Origin of the sequence: Tepidanaerobacter sp. GT38 (assembly GCF_021991635.1) — a bacterium.
GTDB lineage: Bacteria > Bacillota > Thermosediminibacteria > Thermosediminibacterales > Tepidanaerobacteraceae > DTU063.
In genome coordinates this window covers 1-18,142 of record NZ_JAFFJA010000025.1, presented here as the reverse complement: position 1 = coordinate 18,142, position 18,142 = coordinate 1, and the positions used below count along the sequence as shown (strand labels likewise).

14 protein-coding genes and 1 CRISPR repeat array are annotated in these 18,142 nt (G+C 37.6%); of the genes, 13 read left to right on the top strand and 1 reads right to left on the bottom strand.

The annotated features are described in order from the left end of the window. Positions 1-78 precede the first annotated feature (78 nt). Complete coding sequence (locus JT739_RS04970) at positions 79-756, top strand: hypothetical protein (RefSeq protein ID WP_237659999.1); 678 nt, start codon at positions 79-81, stop codon at positions 754-756. 209 nt (positions 757-965) lie between these two features. Here JT739_RS04970 and JT739_RS04965 read toward each other — a convergent pair whose 3' ends face one another. Continuing rightward, the gene (locus JT739_RS04965) at positions 966-1,724 is read right to left on the bottom strand and encodes a helix-turn-helix domain-containing protein (protein ID WP_237659998.1); all 759 of its coding nucleotides are present in this window, start codon (positions 1,722-1,724) and stop codon (positions 966-968) included. Between the two features lie 129 nt (positions 1,725-1,853). Here JT739_RS04965 and trxA point away from each other — a divergent pair, with 129 nt between their 5' ends. The 12 genes from trxA (at position 1,854) to cas1b (ending at position 13,594) form a co-directional block, all read left to right on the top strand. Further along, on the top strand, positions 1,854-2,168 hold the full coding sequence (trxA, locus tag JT739_RS04960) for a thioredoxin (protein WP_237659997.1): 315 nt from the start codon (positions 1,854-1,856) through the stop codon (positions 2,166-2,168). A 152-nt stretch (positions 2,169-2,320) separates the two neighbouring features. Continuing rightward, a complete protein-coding gene (locus tag JT739_RS04955; RefSeq protein WP_237659996.1) occupies positions 2,321-3,223 on the top strand; it encodes a metal ABC transporter solute-binding protein, Zn/Mn family in 903 nt (300 codons plus the stop codon). Positions 3,224-3,271: 48 nt separating this feature from the next. After that, positions 3,272-4,054 (top strand): metal ABC transporter ATP-binding protein, encoded by a 783-nt coding sequence (locus tag JT739_RS04950; protein WP_237659995.1) that lies wholly within the window; start codon positions 3,272-3,274, stop codon positions 4,052-4,054. Next, a complete protein-coding gene (locus JT739_RS04945) occupies positions 4,038-4,862 on the top strand; it encodes a metal ABC transporter permease (protein ID WP_370642581.1) in 825 nt (274 codons plus the stop codon). Before JT739_RS04950 ends, JT739_RS04945 begins: the two co-directional genes overlap by 17 nt. Beyond that, positions 4,841-5,275, top strand: a complete 435-nt coding sequence (locus tag JT739_RS04940) for a Fur family transcriptional regulator (protein ID WP_237659993.1) — start codon at positions 4,841-4,843, stop codon at positions 5,273-5,275. Before JT739_RS04945 ends, JT739_RS04940 begins: the two co-directional genes overlap by 22 nt. Further along, positions 5,262-5,987, top strand: coding sequence for a hypothetical protein (locus JT739_RS04935; RefSeq protein ID WP_237659992.1), 726 nt, complete (start codon positions 5,262-5,264; stop codon positions 5,985-5,987). The genes JT739_RS04940 and JT739_RS04935 overlap by 14 nt, the downstream gene beginning before the upstream one ends. 309 nt (positions 5,988-6,296) lie before the next feature. After that, complete coding sequence (locus tag JT739_RS04930; RefSeq protein ID WP_237659991.1) at positions 6,297-8,099, top strand: TIGR02556 family CRISPR-associated protein; 1,803 nt, start codon at positions 6,297-6,299, stop codon at positions 8,097-8,099. Positions 8,100-8,132: 33 nt separating this feature from the next. Further along, entirely contained in the window at positions 8,133-9,041 is a 909-nt protein-coding gene (cas7b, locus tag JT739_RS04925; protein WP_237659990.1) for a type I-B CRISPR-associated protein Cas7/Csh2, read from the top strand. A gap of 12 nt (positions 9,042-9,053) precedes the next feature. After that, positions 9,054-9,770, top strand: coding sequence for a type I-B CRISPR-associated protein Cas5b (gene cas5b / locus JT739_RS04920; RefSeq protein ID WP_237659989.1), 717 nt, complete (start codon positions 9,054-9,056; stop codon positions 9,768-9,770). Then, positions 9,748-12,114 carry a CRISPR-associated helicase Cas3' gene (gene cas3 / locus JT739_RS04915; protein ID WP_237659988.1) on the top strand — a complete coding sequence of 789 codons (2,367 nt, stop codon included), beginning with the start codon at positions 9,748-9,750 and terminating at the stop codon, positions 12,112-12,114. The genes cas5b and cas3 overlap by 23 nt, the downstream gene beginning before the upstream one ends. Then, on the top strand, positions 12,108-12,605 hold the full coding sequence (gene cas4 / locus JT739_RS04910) for a CRISPR-associated protein Cas4 (RefSeq protein ID WP_370642580.1): 498 nt from the start codon (positions 12,108-12,110) through the stop codon (positions 12,603-12,605). Before cas3 ends, cas4 begins: the two co-directional genes overlap by 7 nt. Further along, positions 12,602-13,594, top strand: a complete 993-nt coding sequence (gene cas1b / locus JT739_RS04905; protein WP_237659986.1) for a type I-B CRISPR-associated endonuclease Cas1b — start codon at positions 12,602-12,604, stop codon at positions 13,592-13,594. The genes cas4 and cas1b overlap by 4 nt, the downstream gene beginning before the upstream one ends. Positions 13,595-13,778: 184 nt before the next feature. Next, positions 13,779-18,084: a CRISPR direct-repeat array (repeat unit 30 nt; unit sequence GTTTTTAGCCTACCTATAAGGGATTGAAAC). Positions 18,085-18,142 lie beyond the last annotated feature (58 nt).

Genomic DNA, 18,142 nt, shown 5'->3' with positions numbered 1-18,142 from the left:
TTAATGCAATGCATCAAATAAGCTGCAGCGGTTTTTGCTAAAAGGTACTTGAGATTACTTTTGACTGGAGGGGTGCTTATGCAAAATAATGGCAGGACCAGGTTTACACTGCTTGCTATCTCCAAACTGTACAACACGCGAGTGAATCTGGTAGGCGTTGATGAAAACCATCGCTGGATAAGGCCCATGCCTGTGTATCAATCGGATATTTTTGCACAGGAGAAAAAAGCTTTTGAAATATTTGGGGTTACCGAGCTGGTATTAAATGATTGGCTGGGTCCTGTGCCTCGAGCAGAAGACCGATTTTTTGTGAGAAACCCCCAGGTTTTGCCGCAGCTGGTAAAAGTGCTAGACCAAGCCGAAAAGGCCAAACTTTTAAGATCTTTGGTGGACGATTCGGTAGATGCTATTTTCAGCCGCGGTCGTACTTTAGGTCTTATAAAAGCAGTTGTAAAAGACGTTAACTTTAGGCGAAATCCTTATAACCCGCTGGAGTATGAAGCGCGCCTGGTGTTTGAAGATAAAGTGGGCAACATGAGCTACAACTGGATGGTAACGGATCTTATGTGGCATAAGACCTTCCAAGAATTTATCCGTCAAAACCCCGGCAAACTGTCAGAGCGCCTGAAGGAAATGCGGCAAATACTCAACACCAGAGAAAGTTACTTTGTAATTGGCCTTACGCGAATTTTTATTGAATATCCGGGTCCCTATGGTGGCTGTTGGCCACAGGTACTTGGGATTTTAGTGCTGTAATGTAAATAAAGAGATAAAAAATCCCCTTAGTAAACGGTAAAAAAAACAAACTGTTTACTATAAGGGGCATATTTTTTTATAGTATAATCTACTATTTGACTTCACTTAAGCAAATAATAATAAATAGTTAAAATAAATGGAGTAAAATATTTTCAAATACTAATTGACGGCGTAAATAAACAATAGTATAATAAAACAAAATATAGAATTTAAAACCTTCTATGTTCCTTATATAATTGAATAAATTTTAATATGAAGCTGAACTCTTCAGCACTGCAGTCGGCCAAAAGTTCTAAAACTGAGCGAACTTTAGCGTCCTTTAACAGTTCTCGAACGCTTGGGTTCATAGTTTTGATAAGTGACGAAACTTCATCTTCTTCTGATACAAAAATGCATGGCGAAATAGACAGGGCTGCAGCGATTTTTTCCAATGTTTTTATGGAAGGCTCTACTTTTCCGCTTTCTATCTGGCCAATGAGGCCTGCGGAAACCCCAGCTTTTTCCGCAAGCTGTGCCTGGGTAATGTTTCGCTCAGAGCGGATCTTTTTCAGCTTATAACCTACAAAGCTGGTGACTGCCATTAAGCATTCAGGCTGCACATCTAAGGCTTTGGCAATGCTTTTTAGTGTAGATAGGGCAGGCATTACCTTGCCGTTTTCGATTTGGCAAAGATAGCTTGATGAAATACCTGCTTTTTCGGCAAGTTCTGAAAGGGACATCTTTTTCTCCTGCCTTAAGAATGAAATCTTGGCGCCCAGGCTTGCTTGAGTGCTGCCTGTGGGAATAAGGCCTTCCAGTGATATGTTCAGGGCTTTAGAAAGTTTGTCAAGAGTTTCAAGCGAAGGCTGCTTTTTCCCCAGTTCAATTTCACTGAGATAAGATACTGAAAGATTTGCCTTCTGTGCAAGCTCCTGTAAGGTCATATTTCGCTTTTGCCGAAAACTGCGAATAACTTTATGATCTATCATAAAGAAACTTCCTTTCATTTAAATATAACTAATACAAATTTACGCAAAATATAGTTATACTATATTATCAGTATAGTATAACCAAAAAACCAGGTCAATAATTTAAAAAAATAAAGAGGAGGACTTAAAATGAAACCATTGACAATTACCGATGACAACTTCCAGAAAGAAGTACTTGAAGCTGAAGGTAAAGTGCTTGTAGACTTCTGGGCACCCTGGTGCGGACCTTGCCGCATGATGGGCCCCGTTATTGATGAAATTGCAGAAGAATATGGTGAAACTATTAAAGTAGGAAAACTTAACGTAGACGAAAACCCTGATACTGCAGAAAAATATCAGATTATGAGCATTCCCACGCTGCTAGTATTTGAAAATGGCAAAGTTGTCAACAAAATGGTTGGATTCAGGCAGAAAAGTGACTTATTGGCAGAAATAGGGCTGTAAAGAGTTTAAACCCTCGCAAAAAAAGCGAGGGTTTAAAATTTTGCACAAAAAAACTGATAAATACCGTTAAATTAAGAAATAATTGACACCATTTAGTGGTAGAATATATAATAGGAAATGCAAATGCAAACCTTTTGCAATTGGAGGAAAAAATGAAGAAAGCCAAATTATTCTTGATGTTTCTTGTATTTTTAAGCCTTGTATTTTCGCTTACTGCCTGTGCAAAGAACCGCCAAACTGCTCCTGCTGAAGATGACAATAGCAGCCTAAAAATTTATACCACCTTTTATCCCCTTTACGATTTTACCAAAAAAATCGCAGGAGATTTTGCCGAAGTTGAAAACCTTATCCCGGCAGGAGTTGATCCCCACGATTTTGAACCCTCCCTAAAACAGGTTGCGGATATTTACGGTGCAGACATTTTTATTTATTTAGGTGAAAGCATGGAACCTTGGGCGGCTAAAATCGCCCAAAACTTAGACAAACAGGGCATAAAGGTAATTGAAGTCGGAAAAGGCCTTATAAAAAATAATGACCCTCATGTTTGGCTTGACCCAGTGCTTGCTAAAACAATATCTGAAAGGATATGCGAAGGGATTGTTTCAATAGATAGAGAACACGAGAAGACTTATAAAGAAAATCTTGTAAACCTTAGCAATAAATTTGATGAACTTGACAATGCATTTAAGGTCCTTGCTGAAAAAGCCGCTCGTAAAGATATAGTAGTTTCTCATGCCTTCTTAGGATATGTGGCTGACCGCTATGGGTTTAATCAGGTTGCCATAAGGGGCCTTTCGACCCATGATGAGCCTTCACTTAAGAAAATGGAAGAACTTAAAGCGTTCTGCAAAGCAAATGGCGTTAAATATATATTTGACGAACAAGGAGAAACTTTAGAGTTTTCAACCATATTAGCCAATGAAATTGGTGCACAAATCTTAGCATTAAATCCTTTAGGAACCTTGCGGCCGGAGGATATACAGGCGGGGAAAGACTATTTTTCGGTCATGAAAGAAAATCTGGAACTTCTAAATATTGCCCTGGTTCAAGAATAAATGGCATAGTATAGTTTTGTTAAATTAAAAGTAAAAGCTGGTGAGATAATGCCAAGTAAAGTTAAAGACACTCTTAGATTGTCAAATGACAAATGCGATGATGTCGTAACCCTTACTAATGTTTCCTTTGCCTACGGCGGCAATCAGGTTTTGGAAGATGTAAGCCTTTCGGTAGAAAAGGGGGACTTTGTAGTCATTTTAGGCCCCAATGGTTCGGCTAAGTCAACGCTGCTCAAAGTCATGCTGGGGCTCCTAGTGCCACAGGCCGGAGAAGTGAGGATTTTTGGCCAAAAACCCCGTAAATTCACTGCATGGCACAGGATCGGCTATGTATCCCAACAGGCGGCAAATATAAACACTTCTTTTCCAGCAACAGTACAGGAAGTTGTAGCTTCGGGATATTACACAGGTTTTGGGAGATTATTTGGCGGAGGCAGGAAAAAGGCGGCTGTAAAAGAGGCCCTTGAAGCAGTTAAAATCTCAGATCTTTCAAACAGGCTTATCGGCCAGCTTTCCGGTGGTCAAAGGCAAAAGGTGTTTCTGGCAAGGGCATTAGTGAGGAACCCCGAGGTGCTTTTTTTAGATGAGCCTACAACTGGCATCGATACAGCTTCTCAGCAGGAATTTTACCATCTGATTTCAAACTTTCATAAAGAACGCATGACAGTGGTAATGGTAACCCATGATGTGACAAGTGCTCTTAAAATGGCTACAAAGGCGGTATACATGCTGGACGGTAAAATGACCTTGTATAAAAATATGGGGAACCTTTTGAATAGTTTCACGTCAAAAATATTAGAGCAAGGAGGCAAGGCTGGTGTATATAATTAGTTTTGATTTCATGCAAAGGGCTTTTGCTGCTGGCATCATTACCGCCCTGCTGGCTTCAGTTATGGGCGTTTTCATTGTACTTCGGCGCATGTCTTTGGTAGGGGACAGCCTGTCTCATGCAGCACTAGCCGGTGTGGCCGGCGGTATGCTCTTTGGCATATATCCCTTTTATGGAGCTTTGATATTTTCAGGGGCAGCGGCAGTCCTCATTGAAATAATAAGGTCGGCTTTTAAAAAATATTCAGAAGTGGCTTTGGCTGTCGTCATGTCCGGCGGAATGGGCCTTGCAGTTGTGCTGATAAGCCTTGGAAAATCTTTTAATGCTGATCTTATGTCTTACCTGTTTGGCAGCTTAGTTGCTGTATCCCGCGAGGATATCATTATAATTTCAATATTGGGTTTTTTCATAATAGGTTCTGTGATATTATTGTATAGAGAGCTTTTCTCAATAACATTTGACGATGAAGCAGCTGCGGTTTTGGGTATACCTGTAAAGTGGATTAATTTTTATTTTACACTATTGACTGCGTTGGTGATTGCCCTTTCGGTTAGGGTGGTAGGAGCTCTTCTAATATCGGCTTTAATGGTAATACCAGCAGCTGTGGGACTTCAGCTGGCAACCAGTTTCAAGTCAACGTTTGTAATAGCCATTGCAGTTGCACTTTTTTCTGTCATTACGGGTATTTATACATCTTTCATATTTGATTTGGCCCCCGGGGGGACTATAGTTTTAATCGCTTCATCAATCTTAATGATTGCTATTTGCCTAAAGGGGGTTTTAAGCCGATGGATGCAGAAAAACTTTTAAAAAAGCAGCAGCTTAAGGTAACTTCTCAGCGCAAGGCCATAATCCGCGTGCTGCAAAATACGGATACGGTTTTAAGCGCTCATGATATTTTTTCAGAAGTTATTAAGACATTGCCCGGCATAAACTTTTCTACTGTTTATCGAAATCTTGACGTGCTGCTAAGTAAAGGCATTGTTTGCCGAATTACTCCTGAAAGCGGCGGAGTTCTATATGAACTGCGCAGAGAGGACGGTCATCACCATCACGTAATCTGCAAAAATTGTGGGGCTTCTATTCCTTTGGAATATTGTCCCATGGAAGATATACAGGCAAAGCTTATGGAAAAAGGGTTTACCCCTACGGAACACAGGTTTGAGATTTACGGTTATTGTGAAAAATGCAATAAGGGAGGAGAGTTAAATGAACCCTTCTAGGAAACTCATTGCCCTAGTTGTGATTGTCCTTATTATACTTGTTGGCTGTACAAAAACCAAGGAAAATGCTAATATTTCCCCAGACCCAAATACCAATACTCCGGAGGAAATATCCGAAAAAGAATCGGAAAATCAAGAGGAGCCATCGGAGTCTAGTCAAAATAATGAAAGTGAAAACAGTGATGAAACCGATGCGGAAAACGGTGAAGATGAGCTGCTATTTGAAGTTAAGAATTCCCCGTTTATTAATGGTTGGAAAATGCTGAGACTAAGAGATTATGCATATACCACTGAAGACTGGGACTCGTTTTCTTTTCAGGAAGCAAGTCCTCTTATAGCATATGAGTTGCATTTTCCGGGGAATTGGGATATTGAATACAGCGTATTTACCGACGAAAACGGCCAAAAGGTTGCAGAACTTTTCCCGCCAATTATAATGAAAGAAGGCCAGAGCTTGCTTGACAACTGGCAGGTAAGCAGCGAATGTGAATTGATTTCGAAAGAAGACATAAAAGTAAAAGACTACACCGGCGTGAGGATAATATCCAAGGCCTTTCCGCACAGCGGAGATATAGAATACTGGTACCCCCATACATACTATCTAACCGATGGCAAGCAGGTATTTGCCATGAACTTTTATACCTTGGAGCTTGACGCAGAAAAACAAAAACAATTTGATGAGATAATTGAGAGTTTCACATTTTTAGATTAAAACCACCGCTACACTGGTGGTTTTTTCATGCCCAACATTCAAATCTTTGCCGGTAAGTCTAGCTTTTATCCTACAAATTTAAACACAATTTTTAACCAAAAATCCGAAAAATGCCACCAAAGACCGATAAACCGTACTCTGTAAAGAAGGAATTTTCACAAAAAATGTTGAATATGTCCTTAAAATGGAATTCAAAATATTTGGCAAGTAATCGCGAATAAAATAACGTCGCATTAATCAAACGCTTAGGCAAACAATGCTGCTTTATGTTACTATTGCTGGGCATATATGTTTAATTTTTCGGAGGTGGTGAAAAAAACATTAGACCACTGCAAAGAAGGGAGTGAGAGAGTGCTTTCGGCTATAAAAGAATTGGGACAAATAATTATTGAGAGAGAAAAACGTGAATTGTTAGATGTTTTAGTGGAGGACCCTAACAGCAATGGAAGTTATACAAAGGTTATAACTATTGTATTTACTGTCAATGACAAGAAGGTAGAATTTACAGGTGTAGAACTAGAGCAGTATGATGCGTATAAAAGAATGAAGTATTTGTACAAGAGCGGTGCTGCAAATAGTTCTGACTTTTCGCCAACCGCAAAACTCAGTGGTAAGCCTGAAGGAACTTTTGACAGAAAAATATTAGGCTGGTTTAAAATTCTTGATAATAAGAAAGCAGAATTATCGCAATCTGAAAGGGAATTTTTAACTTCGGTTCGAGACCTGTTGGAGAAAAACAGCACAATTATCAAAAATAAGATATTAAAAATCAGAGAAGAAACACCAAAAAAAGAGGGCATTTTAATTACCATCAAATTCATACAGGACAGTAAAGCTCTTTATGTGGGAGACATTCTGGTATTTAAAAGATTATTGATTTTCATGGTGAATGAAAAAGACAATAAATTGATGCAAAAAAATAAAGTTTGCTCTATATGTGGAGAAATAAAAGAAACAGTTATGGGCAAAATTGATACTTATGCTTTTTATACTTTAGACAAGCCTGGTTTTATCACTGGAGGTTTTGATGAACAGCGAGCTTGGCGCAATTTTCCCGTTTGTCCCGAATGCAAATTTTCACTTGAGGAAGGCAAGAAATTTTTAGAAGGAAATTTAACTTTCAAATTTTGTGGAATAAAATACAATCTTATTCCCAAATTTATCATTGGTACCAAAACAGTTTCAGAAGATGTAATGGATATTTTTACAAATACTTCAAAGCTGGCATCACTCAAACAAAAAAATTTAGAACGTATAACCAATGATGAAGAGGATATTCTTGACGTATTGAAAGATGCAAATGATGTCCTTACTTTAAACTTTCTATTTATACAAAAAGTACAGGCTGCCCAACGAATACTTTTGGTAATTGAAGATGTATTTCCATCTAGGCTCCGCAGAATATTTAACGCAAAATACGCTGTTGATGTGTTATTTAATCAGAATTTTACTTTTGGGACTATCAGGAACTTTTTTGCCAAATCAGATTCCAATAAAAGAAATTATGACCTCGACAAATACTTTTTAGATATTATTGACAGAATTTTCAAAGACCGACCGATAAGCAAAACCTTTATTGTTTCCTTTATTATGAAAAAAGTAAGGGCTGAATTCATTAATGATGGATACTTTTATCCTACCGTCAAAGATGGATTGCAGGTTATGGCCTTTCTCGAAGATTTAAATTTGATAAAAGTAGGGGTGGATACAATGGAACAAAAAATATTTGACCATATGTTCGATAAATACGGCCAGATGTTTAGATCGCCTTTAAAAAGAGGATTGTTTTTGCTGGGTTCGTTGACAGAATTTTTGCTCAGAAAACAATATAAAGAGCGCAATGCAAAACCATTTTTGAAGAACCTAAAAAGTTTAAAGATGACAGAGAGGGACTTCAAAGGTTTGCTTCCCAGAGTCCAAAACAAGTTAGAGGAGTATGATTCTTTTGACAAGGGAAAACGACAGCTGGCATCAGAAGCGGCCAATTACCTTCTTCTGGCGGGAGATAATTGGGCTCTGTCCGTAGACGAACTTAATTTTTACTTTGCAGCTGGGATGAATTTAGCTGATGAAGTGGCAAAGGTTATATATCCTGATAATATGCCTGAATAACCAATTCAAAAATAATTTGGGAGGTAGATTATAATGACAACCATAAAAAATCGTTCGGAAATATTATTTATTTATGACATTACTGATGCCAACCCAAATGGTGATCCCGTAGATGAAAACAAACCTCGGATAGATGAAGAAACTGGAATAAACATAGTAACCGATGTCAGATTAAAGAGAACTATACGTGATTATTTCTACGATTATAAAAACCTTGATGTGTTTATTTTAGAATTAAGGGACGACAATGGCAATCTTAAATCTAAAGAGGACAGACTAAAAGATTTTAAAGACAATGAAGAACTTTTAAAAAGGTGCATCGATGTGCGACTTTTCGGCGCAACTACTGCAGTAAAAGATAAAACTATGACGTTAACAGGGCCTGTTCAGTTCAAATATGGCAGATCTCTTCACAGAGTAAACATAACTTATGTAAAAGGAACTACTGTCATGCCCTCCGGACAGGACAAGAAGCAGGGGACATTTACTGAAAGATACATACTCCCATATTCTTTAATAGCGTTTTATGGCATAGTTAATGAAAATGCGGCAATCAGACAAAACATAGAGTTGACCGAACAAGATGTGCTGCTTATGTTGGAAGGTATGTGGAATGGCACAAAAAATCTTATGTCTAATTCGAAAACCGGTCAAATGCCTAGGCTGCTTTTACAAGTGATATTTAAAGAAAAGAATTTTCATATTGGTGAGTTGGATAAGAGAATTAAATTTGTAACTGATAAAAACGATGAAGAGATCCGGGATATTCAGGATGGGAAACTTGAAATCAGTGAATTAATTTCTGCTTTAGATATGCATAGAGATTCTATTGATAAAATCAAATTTAAAGTTGATGAACGCCTGATTATAACGCTAGGTGGAAAGGAATCCTCATTAGAAGATGCATTAAGCGGTTTTACTATAGAGGAACTTTTGTTGTAGAGGGGTATTAGTATGAGAACTGTAGTTTTTGACATATATGGGGATTTGGGACACTTTAAAAAATTCTATACTACTTCGTCCCCTCTTACTTTTTCTTTTCCCCCACCACCAACTGTCAGGGGGATGCTTGGGGCAATTATAGGTGCAGACAAGGAAAACTATCTACAAGTGTTTTCGCATGAAAAATGCAAATTAGCCATAAGGATTCTTTCGCCCATAAGTAAAATTCGCATGGGATTAAATCATATAAACACCAAAGGTAACTATTGGATACCCATTAAGAAAGGCTCCCATGAAGCAAGGACGCAAATACGCACTGAATTTGTTAAAAATCCTGCTTATAGGATATATGTCAGCCATGAAGATAAAGAGATTTTTGACCAACTAGTCCAAAATATTATGGCCCATAAAACGGTTTTTACTTTATCACTGGGGCTTAGTGAACTTTTGGCGGACTTTAAATTTGTAGATGTTAAAGAATTTGTGCAGAGCGATAAAGGATATAAAGATATCACAACGGTAATTCCCATGAATATGATTGAAAATTATGGTATCCAATTTGAAGAGGGCAAAAAATATTTCAAAGAAAAAATGGCTATTGAAATGAATCAAGATAGGGTCGTAGAACTATATGAAGATGTGCTTTTTGAAATACAGGGCAAAACTATCAGGGCATTTACCAGCTACTGCTGGGAGGATGACAGCGGTGAGCACATCATCTTTTTCTAATTTGTATTCGCATCACAACAAGATGTTGGAAGATCATCTGATAAATGTAGCACGTTTAGCTTGCCAAAACATAACAGCTGGTTCTGTTGAAAGGATTTGCGGATATGATAAATCTATGTTGACCAGACTCGTTAAAATCTGTGGGTTATGTCATGATATAGGCAAGGCTACGGGGTATTTTCAAAAATATTTATTTGCATCTGAAGGGGAAAAAAAGACGCTAAAGAATCTTGATGAAACTCGGCATGGCTTATTATCCGCTATAGTAGGTTTTTATTCTGCTCAAGCGGAATTTGCGGTAGAAGAGAGTTTAAGCAATAATGAAAAGTCGTTTCTAGCATTTCTTGCTTTTTGGACAATAAGAAAGCATCATGGCAATTTAGAGGATATTATTGATGAAACAGGAATAACTGATAGAAATATAGATGTACTCAATGATCAAATAAAAAGCATAGATGAAGATAAACTTTCGGTATTAAATGAAAAGCTTAAAGCAGAAGGGTTGCCCCTGAATATCACAACAACTTCAATGCTGGAGTGGATAGATTTAATACGAGATGATCTTAAAGCAATTCGCCGCAGTTTAAGAAAATTAGACAGAGAAAAAAATATTGAACCTTATTTAATTACTAACTTTATTTTTTCCCTTTTAATTGATGCTGATAAGAGCGAGGTTGTACTAGGTGAATTACCTCAACGGCAGCCACCGATAATGGATTATAGAATTGTAGATAATTACAAGAGCACATTCGATGTTAAAAAGTCAGAGATAAATGCCTTGAGAGACAAAGCCTATAAAGAAGTTTTGAGCCGGGAATTGGACTTGAATGAAAGGATATATTCAATAAACCTTCCTACAGGATTAGGAAAGACCTTTATTTCGCTGGCATTCGCCTTAAAACTTAGAAGCAATATCTATAGGCAAAAGAAATATGTGCCCCGCATAATATATTCACTTCCTTTTTTAAGCATTATTGAACAAAATGCTGAGCAGTTTGAAAAAGTCTTAAATCAAGCGGGCTTTAAAGTGGATACGGATTTGCTGTTAAAACACCATCACCTATCCGAGGTATACTACAAGATCGGAGAAAACGAGTTTGAGCCAGATGAGGCAAAAATATTAATTGAGGGCTGGAATTCTGAAATCATCGTTACAACTTTTGTACAATTATTTCATACCTTAATGTCAAATAAAAATAATACTCTTCGCAAATTCCATCGGCTGTCTGGTTGTATAATCATTCTTGATGAAGTCCAGTCTATACCTTTTAAGTATTGGCTCTTGGTAAAAGAAATACTTAGAGAAGTGGTTGAAAAATTAGACTCATATGTTGTTTTTGTTACAGCTACAGAACCATTAATTTTCGAAAGACAAGAAGTGAAATCTTTGGCTGACAAAGAAAAGTACTTTAGTGCCCTGGATCGAGTTGTGATAAAGCCCCAATTGGAAAAGACTATGACAGTGGAAGAATTCGCTGAAAGTGTAAATCTTGAACCAGACAAAAGTTATCTTTTTATATTAAACACTATCAAATCGGCAAAGGCTTTCTATGAACTGCTAAAGCCAAAAACTGAGTGCATTGGGTTTCTATCAACTCATGTAATACCTAAAGAACGCTTGGATAGAATCATAAAGATGAAGCAGGGGGAAATTAGAGTTGCCGTTACTACCCAGTTAGTAGAAGCAGGTGTAGATATTGATTTTGATAAAGTATACAGAGATTTAGCGCCTTTAGACTCTATTAATCAGTCTGCCGGCAGATGCAACAGAAATGGGGATAGGCAGGGTGAAGTGATTGTCGTATCATTGAATGATGATAAAAGACGTTATTCATCATACATATACGACGATGTTCTTTTGGATATAACCGAGAGAATCCTCGAAAAGCATGAGTGTATAAGAGAAAGTGACTTTTTAAATATCATTGATCATTACTATAAAGATATGCAAGAAAAAATGGCAAGTGACAAATCCCGTGAATTGCTCTCAGCGCTTTATAGAATGAAATATGACAGTTCGGATGAATCGATAAGTATAAGGGATTTCAAGCTTATTGATAATTCATATTCGAAAATAGATGTGTTCATAGAAATAGACGATGATGCAGAAGAAGTATGGCAGGATTATCTCAAAATCAAAGAAATAAAAGATTTATTTGAGCGCAGGCTTGAGTTTAGCAAAATAAAAGCTGACTTTTATAAATATGTAGTAGCAGTGCCGATAAACGTAGATAACCTGCCGCCGGAAGTTGCGGGTTTTAGATATGTAAATATTAATAGCTTAGAAGAGTACTATGACAGAGACACGGGGTTTAAATGTCAAGGGGTGACGCCAATATGGTAATGTCCATTACAGGAACTCTGATTCAAAGTTATAACATATGTAAGCGTCAAACTTGGCTGATGGCCCATCAAATTATACCTGATCAAGAGCACCAATATATCGAATTGGGTAGGCTTATAGATGAAGAAAGCTATGATAGGGAAAAGAAAAAAATAAACTTTGAAAATGTAGTCCTAGATCTTATCAAGTCAGAAGATGGCGATATTATTGTTGGTGAAGTAAAAAAAAGTTCCAAGGCGCAGGAAAGTGCACGAATGCAACTTGCCTTTTATCTTTATAAACTTAAGCAAAGTGGGATAAATGCACGAGGCGTTTTAATGTTTCCGGAAGAGAGAAAAAGGGTGTCCATAGAACTCACACCTGATATAGAAAAAGAATTAGAGGATATGCTAGAAGATATTCAAAGGGTTATACTCAGAGAGAAGCCTCCCACTTTTAAAAAAATTGGATACTGTAAAAACTGCGGATATAAGGAGTTTTGCTTCTCATGAAAAAGCCTATATATATTTTCTCCAGCGGTGAATTAAAAAGGAAGGATAACACAATTTTTTTTGAAAATGAGCGAGGGAAAAAATACATTCCCGTAGAAAATACTAGTGAAATATATATATTCGGGGAAGTTGACATAAACAAGAGATTTTTGGAATTTGTAACACAGGCAGAGATAATAATACACTTTTTTAACCATTACGATTACTATGTGGGAAGCTATTATCCAAGAGAACATCTAAATTCAGGATACATGATTTTAAAACAGGCCGAATATTATCTTGAACCGCAAAAAAGGCAAAAGATTGCGGCTGAATTTGTTATGGGGGCTGTAAAAAATATAGGCAACGTTTTAAGATATTATTCGAACCGAGGCAAGGATTTACAATCTGTTGAAGAAAGAATCAAGGAGTTGGAAGCAAAAATATATTCAGCGCGTGATATTGAAGAACTGATGGCTCTGGAAGGCAATACGCGGGAATATTATTATAAGGCTTTTGATGTTATTTTAAATAACCCAGATTTTGCTTTTGAGCAGAGAACTCGTAGACCACCGCAAAATAACCTAAACACGCTTATAAGTTTTGGCAATTCATTAATTTATGCAATTGTACTTAGCGAAATATACAAGACACATTTAGATCCAAGAATAGGTTTTTTACATGCTACAAATTTTCGACGTTTTACTTTAAACTTAGATGTGGCAGAAATATTTAAACCAATTATTGTTGATAGGGTTATATTTACTTTGATTGGAAGAAATATGATAAGTAAAGACGATTTTGAAAAGAGCACCAACGGGTTAGTGCTAAAAGAAAAAGGGCAACAAGTTTTTATCGCAGAAATGGAAAACAAACTAAGAAGTACTTTTAATCATAGAAGTTTAGGGAGAAATGTATCCTACAGGAGACTTATAAGGTTAGAGTTGTATAAGTTAACAAAACACCTTATAGGTGAGGAAGAATACAAAGCATATGTGGCAAAATGGTAATTTAAAAGTCGTCGACCACCAATAATGCAAAAACCCTTGGAGGTCGACGACTTTTTTGTATTTGTCAGCATAGGGCTCAAAGGCTTGTAAATCAACAGAAACGGTGGTATAATAAAATAAAAACAAAATATTAAGAAATTATTCTTGTAAAACACAAAGTCCTTATTTAACGCCATTTTAATGGGTTTTTAGCCTACCTATAAGGGATTGAAACACTTGTGCAGAATGGATGTAAACATACCCTTCTTTTTCCGTTTTTAGCCTACCTATAAGGGATTGAAACAAAACCTCATAGATGAAAAGATTGCCTATTTGCTCGCAAGTTTTTAGCCTACCTATAAGGGATTGAAACACATAGACCAGTATCACGGCTTCCACAAGGAGTTTGCCCGTTTTTAGCCTACCTATAAGGGATTGAAACTTGACAGCGAACCTGAAGGATATTGGAGTAAAAAAGGTTTTTAGCCTACCTATAAGGGATTGAAACTAACAGCCGATAAATACTTGAATTTATTTAAAATTTGTTTTTAGCCTACCTATAAGGGATTGAAACATCCATAACGGAGGAGAGGAGAATGTAGTATATCTACCGTTTTTAGCCTACCTATAAGGGATTGAAACATAATTTGGAGTTTTGCGTTTGATAATACTTTGTTGCGTTTTTAGCCTACCTATAAGGGATTGAAACCCGCCAAAGACCCTTGCCCTACTGATGTAGTTTCAGTTTTTAGCCTACCTATAAGGGATTGAAACACTATTTCTATTATACCCGTTTTTTCCCTCATCTGCGTTTTTAGCCTACCTATAAGGGATTGAAACCTCTCCTTTTTTGTATCTGAATATATATGTGTATATGGTTTTTAGCCTACCTATAAGGGATTGAAACCTCCTACCGCTTCAATAATTGCCGGTGGCACAAGGTCGTTTTTAGCCTACCTATAAGGGATTGAAACCGTCATCGGGAACGGAACATATAGCGGAGATGGCGAAGGTTTTTAGCCTACCTATAAGGGATTGAAACATTTCAATATTGTTTTAGCTATTACGCTTATGCTCAAGTTTTTAGCCTACCTATAAGGGATTGAAACAGAGCATATTCTGCCCATTCTATTGCTTTCTCTTGATACGTTTTTAGCCTACCTATAAGGGATTGAAACCGTATGACATATATTTTTGTAGTTTCTGTTGATTCAGTTTTTAGCCTACCTATAGGGGATTGAAACTGTCCGCAAAAGCTATTTTTGCAAGCTCGAGAAGGGTTTTTAGCCTACCTATAAGGGATTGAAACTACCTGTGAACTACCCCCACCTATAGAGGTGGTGGCGTTTTTAGCCTACCTATAAGGGATTGAAACAGAATTAAAAAAGCTATATAACAAAAATCATTATGAGTTTTTAGCCTACCTATAAGGGATTGAAACATAGCAATAAATACCGCTCTTGCAATTATTTAAAGAGTTTTTAGCCTACCTATAAGGGATTGAAACACAGAGTAAAGATATATGATGAAAACAACAATTATGGTTTTTAGCCTACCTATAAGGGATTGAAACCATTCAACTACCGAAAATGAGGCCATAAAAATAACTAATAAGTTTTTAGCCTACCTATAAGGGATTGAAACAGCGGTTGTGCAACAAACGTTGAAGCAAAATCACGATGTTTTTAGCCTACCTATAAGGGATTGAAACCTACTGTACCGTAAACATAGCTTTCGGCTACGTTTTGTTTTTAGCCTACCTATAAGGGATTGAAACATATCCATAAATCTCCCGGCTTTGTTATCGGTTCCTGTTTTTAGCCTACCTATAAGGGATTGAAACTTTTCTGAAACTCCTTCAATTCTTGCATTATTGGTGGCGTTTTTAGCCTACCTATAAGGGATTGAAACTGGATTGGAGAGTGTAAAAAAATATGGACCCGTGGGTTTTTAGCCTACCTATAAGGGATTGAAACAACCTAACGTTTTATAGTCTATGCTGAACTTCTTTGTTTTTAGCCTACCTATAAGGGATTGAAACTTCTTTCCATAACTATTTTGGAAGCTGCCGTTACCATGTTTTTAGCCTACCTATAAGGGATTGAAACCACTTATAAAGAGATGGGGCGTTGGTATTGCTACTAAGTTTTTAGCCTACCTATAAGGGATTGAAACAACAATAGCCAATGCAGTATTAATTGCTATACTCACCGTTTTTAGCCTACCTATAAGGGATTGAAACCCTGGTCCCCGGCGGTCTCATAAGTTACATATACCTTGTTTTTAGCCTACCTATAAGGGATTGAAACCTCATCTAATTGGGAGGGTGTCCTCCTAGAGAACTTTAGTTTTTAGCCTACCTATAAGGGATTGAAACATTATATCAGCCAAAGAGTGCAGTGCCGGATTGACTTGTTTTTAGCCTACCTATAAGGGATTGAAACAAGGCAGTTCAGCGCGGAGAGCAAGCCAATATCGATCGTTTTTAGCCTACCTATAAGGGATTGAAACCCATGAGGTTAGGGATGACGGCCGCATTGTGCTTAACCGTTTTTAGCCTACCTATAAGGGATTGAAACTAGTTTTTAATTTACGCATTTTGTATCAACCTCCATAGTTTTTAGCCTACCTATAAGGGATTGAAACGCTTGCACGACGAGGCGTATTTTGCGGCAGTGATGGTTTTTAGCCTACCTATAAGGGATTGAAACCCGTTTGGCGGATACGCGGCAAGTGAACATCTACAGGTTTTTAGCCTACCTATAAGGGATTGAAACCTACGATAATAAATGCAACATTCCCATAAATCTAATGTTTTTAGCCTACCTATAAGGGATTGAAACGCAAAACAATACACAGACCAAGAAGTAGGTGAAGTTGCGTTTTTAGCCTACCTATAAGGGATTGAAACGTGGATGAGGGCCGTCCGTAGAACCGTAGATCGGTCCGTTTTTAGCCTACCTATAAGGGATTGAAACTATTCGGATTCAGCTTTTTCTAAGCTTTTTTGTGCATTTGTTTTTAGCCTACCTATAAGGGATTGAAACAATCTTTTCTTCCGGCTGAGGGATGCCGGAGTAAACGTTTTTAGCCTACCTATAAGGGATTGAAACGCTTTCAAAAGTTCTTGCCATCTTTCAGACTCTGGGGTTTTTAGCCTACCTATAAGGGATTGAAACCAGTTTTAGGGAACTTTTCTAATGCATAATCTCTAGTTTTTAGCCTACCTATAAGGGATTGAAACTCAAAACAGGTAGAGGACGTCTTGCCGGAGATTTAGTTTTTAGCCTACCTATAAGGGATTGAAACCCGCTTGCTGTATCAGCCTTACGTCGGGCATCTAGAGTTTTTAGCCTACCTATAAGGGATTGAAACTGCGAAATTTATCACCAAGCTACCAAAACCGGTTTCTTGTTTTTAGCCTACCTATAAGGGATTGAAACTTGCATTTGCCGGCATGATCACTTTATCACCAGCCAGTTTTTAGCCTACCTATAAGGGATTGAAACCTTTCTCAGCCCACTTTGGGTCGTCTGTCCACGCCCAGGTTTTTAGCCTACCTATAAGGGATTGAAACTTCTTCATCAGTCAGCTTATCTATACCACGTTGACGGGTTTTTAGCCTACCTATAAGGGATTGAAACATAATATTCCGCCTAAAGTATAAGGCATTTTGCTTCCGTTTTTAGCCTACCTATAAGGGATTGAAACGCTGTTTTGAATCCAGCGTAATATTCCCGACTTCCTTCGTTTTTAGCCTACCTATAAGGGATTGAAACTGGAGACATAGATATGTCAGAGCGAGGCCAGAAAGGTTTTTAGCCTACCTATAAGGGATTGAAACTATATAGCTATTCTTGCCTCTACGGCTCCAGTAGTGGGTTTTTAGCCTACCTATAAGGGATTGAAACAAGACTTTGCCGAGTTAGCGGCCAATGTGGAAAGAGGTTTTTAGCCTACCTATAAGGGATTGAAACGCCCAACCGTGGAAATTCTATTTCATTCATACTTCTAAGTTTTTAGCCTACCTATAAGGGATTGAAACTATCTCCTTGAATTTTTCTGGATCTTGGATATGTAAGTTTTTAGCCTACCTATAAGGGATTGAAACTTGGTCCCTTCCAGCCTGCTTCAATAAGGATATGGAGAGTTTTTAGCCTACCTATAAGGGATTGAAACTTGTCTGACCAACAAAGGTCAAATAAATCCTTTTACGTTTTTAGCCTACCTATAAGGGATTGAAACATTTGCTCCGGCAGATCCAAAGCCTCTGCTTTGGTCACGTTTTTAGCCTACCTATAAGGGATTGAAATCAGCTGAACAAGTAGGAGCGGCACCATCTTCGCACGGTTTTTAGCCTACCTATAAGGGATTGAAATAATGCTCCGCTTGGATCATTTTCCCGTCTGTCTTTAAGTTTTTAGCCTACCTATAAGGGATTGAAACTACAAAACTTAGTGCCTGCCAGCAAATACAACATCGTTTTTAGCCTACCTATAAGGGATTGAAACGAAAATTTACGGGGGTCTTCAAGTGCAAAGGTATTAGTGCTTATGTTAATTTAAAAGT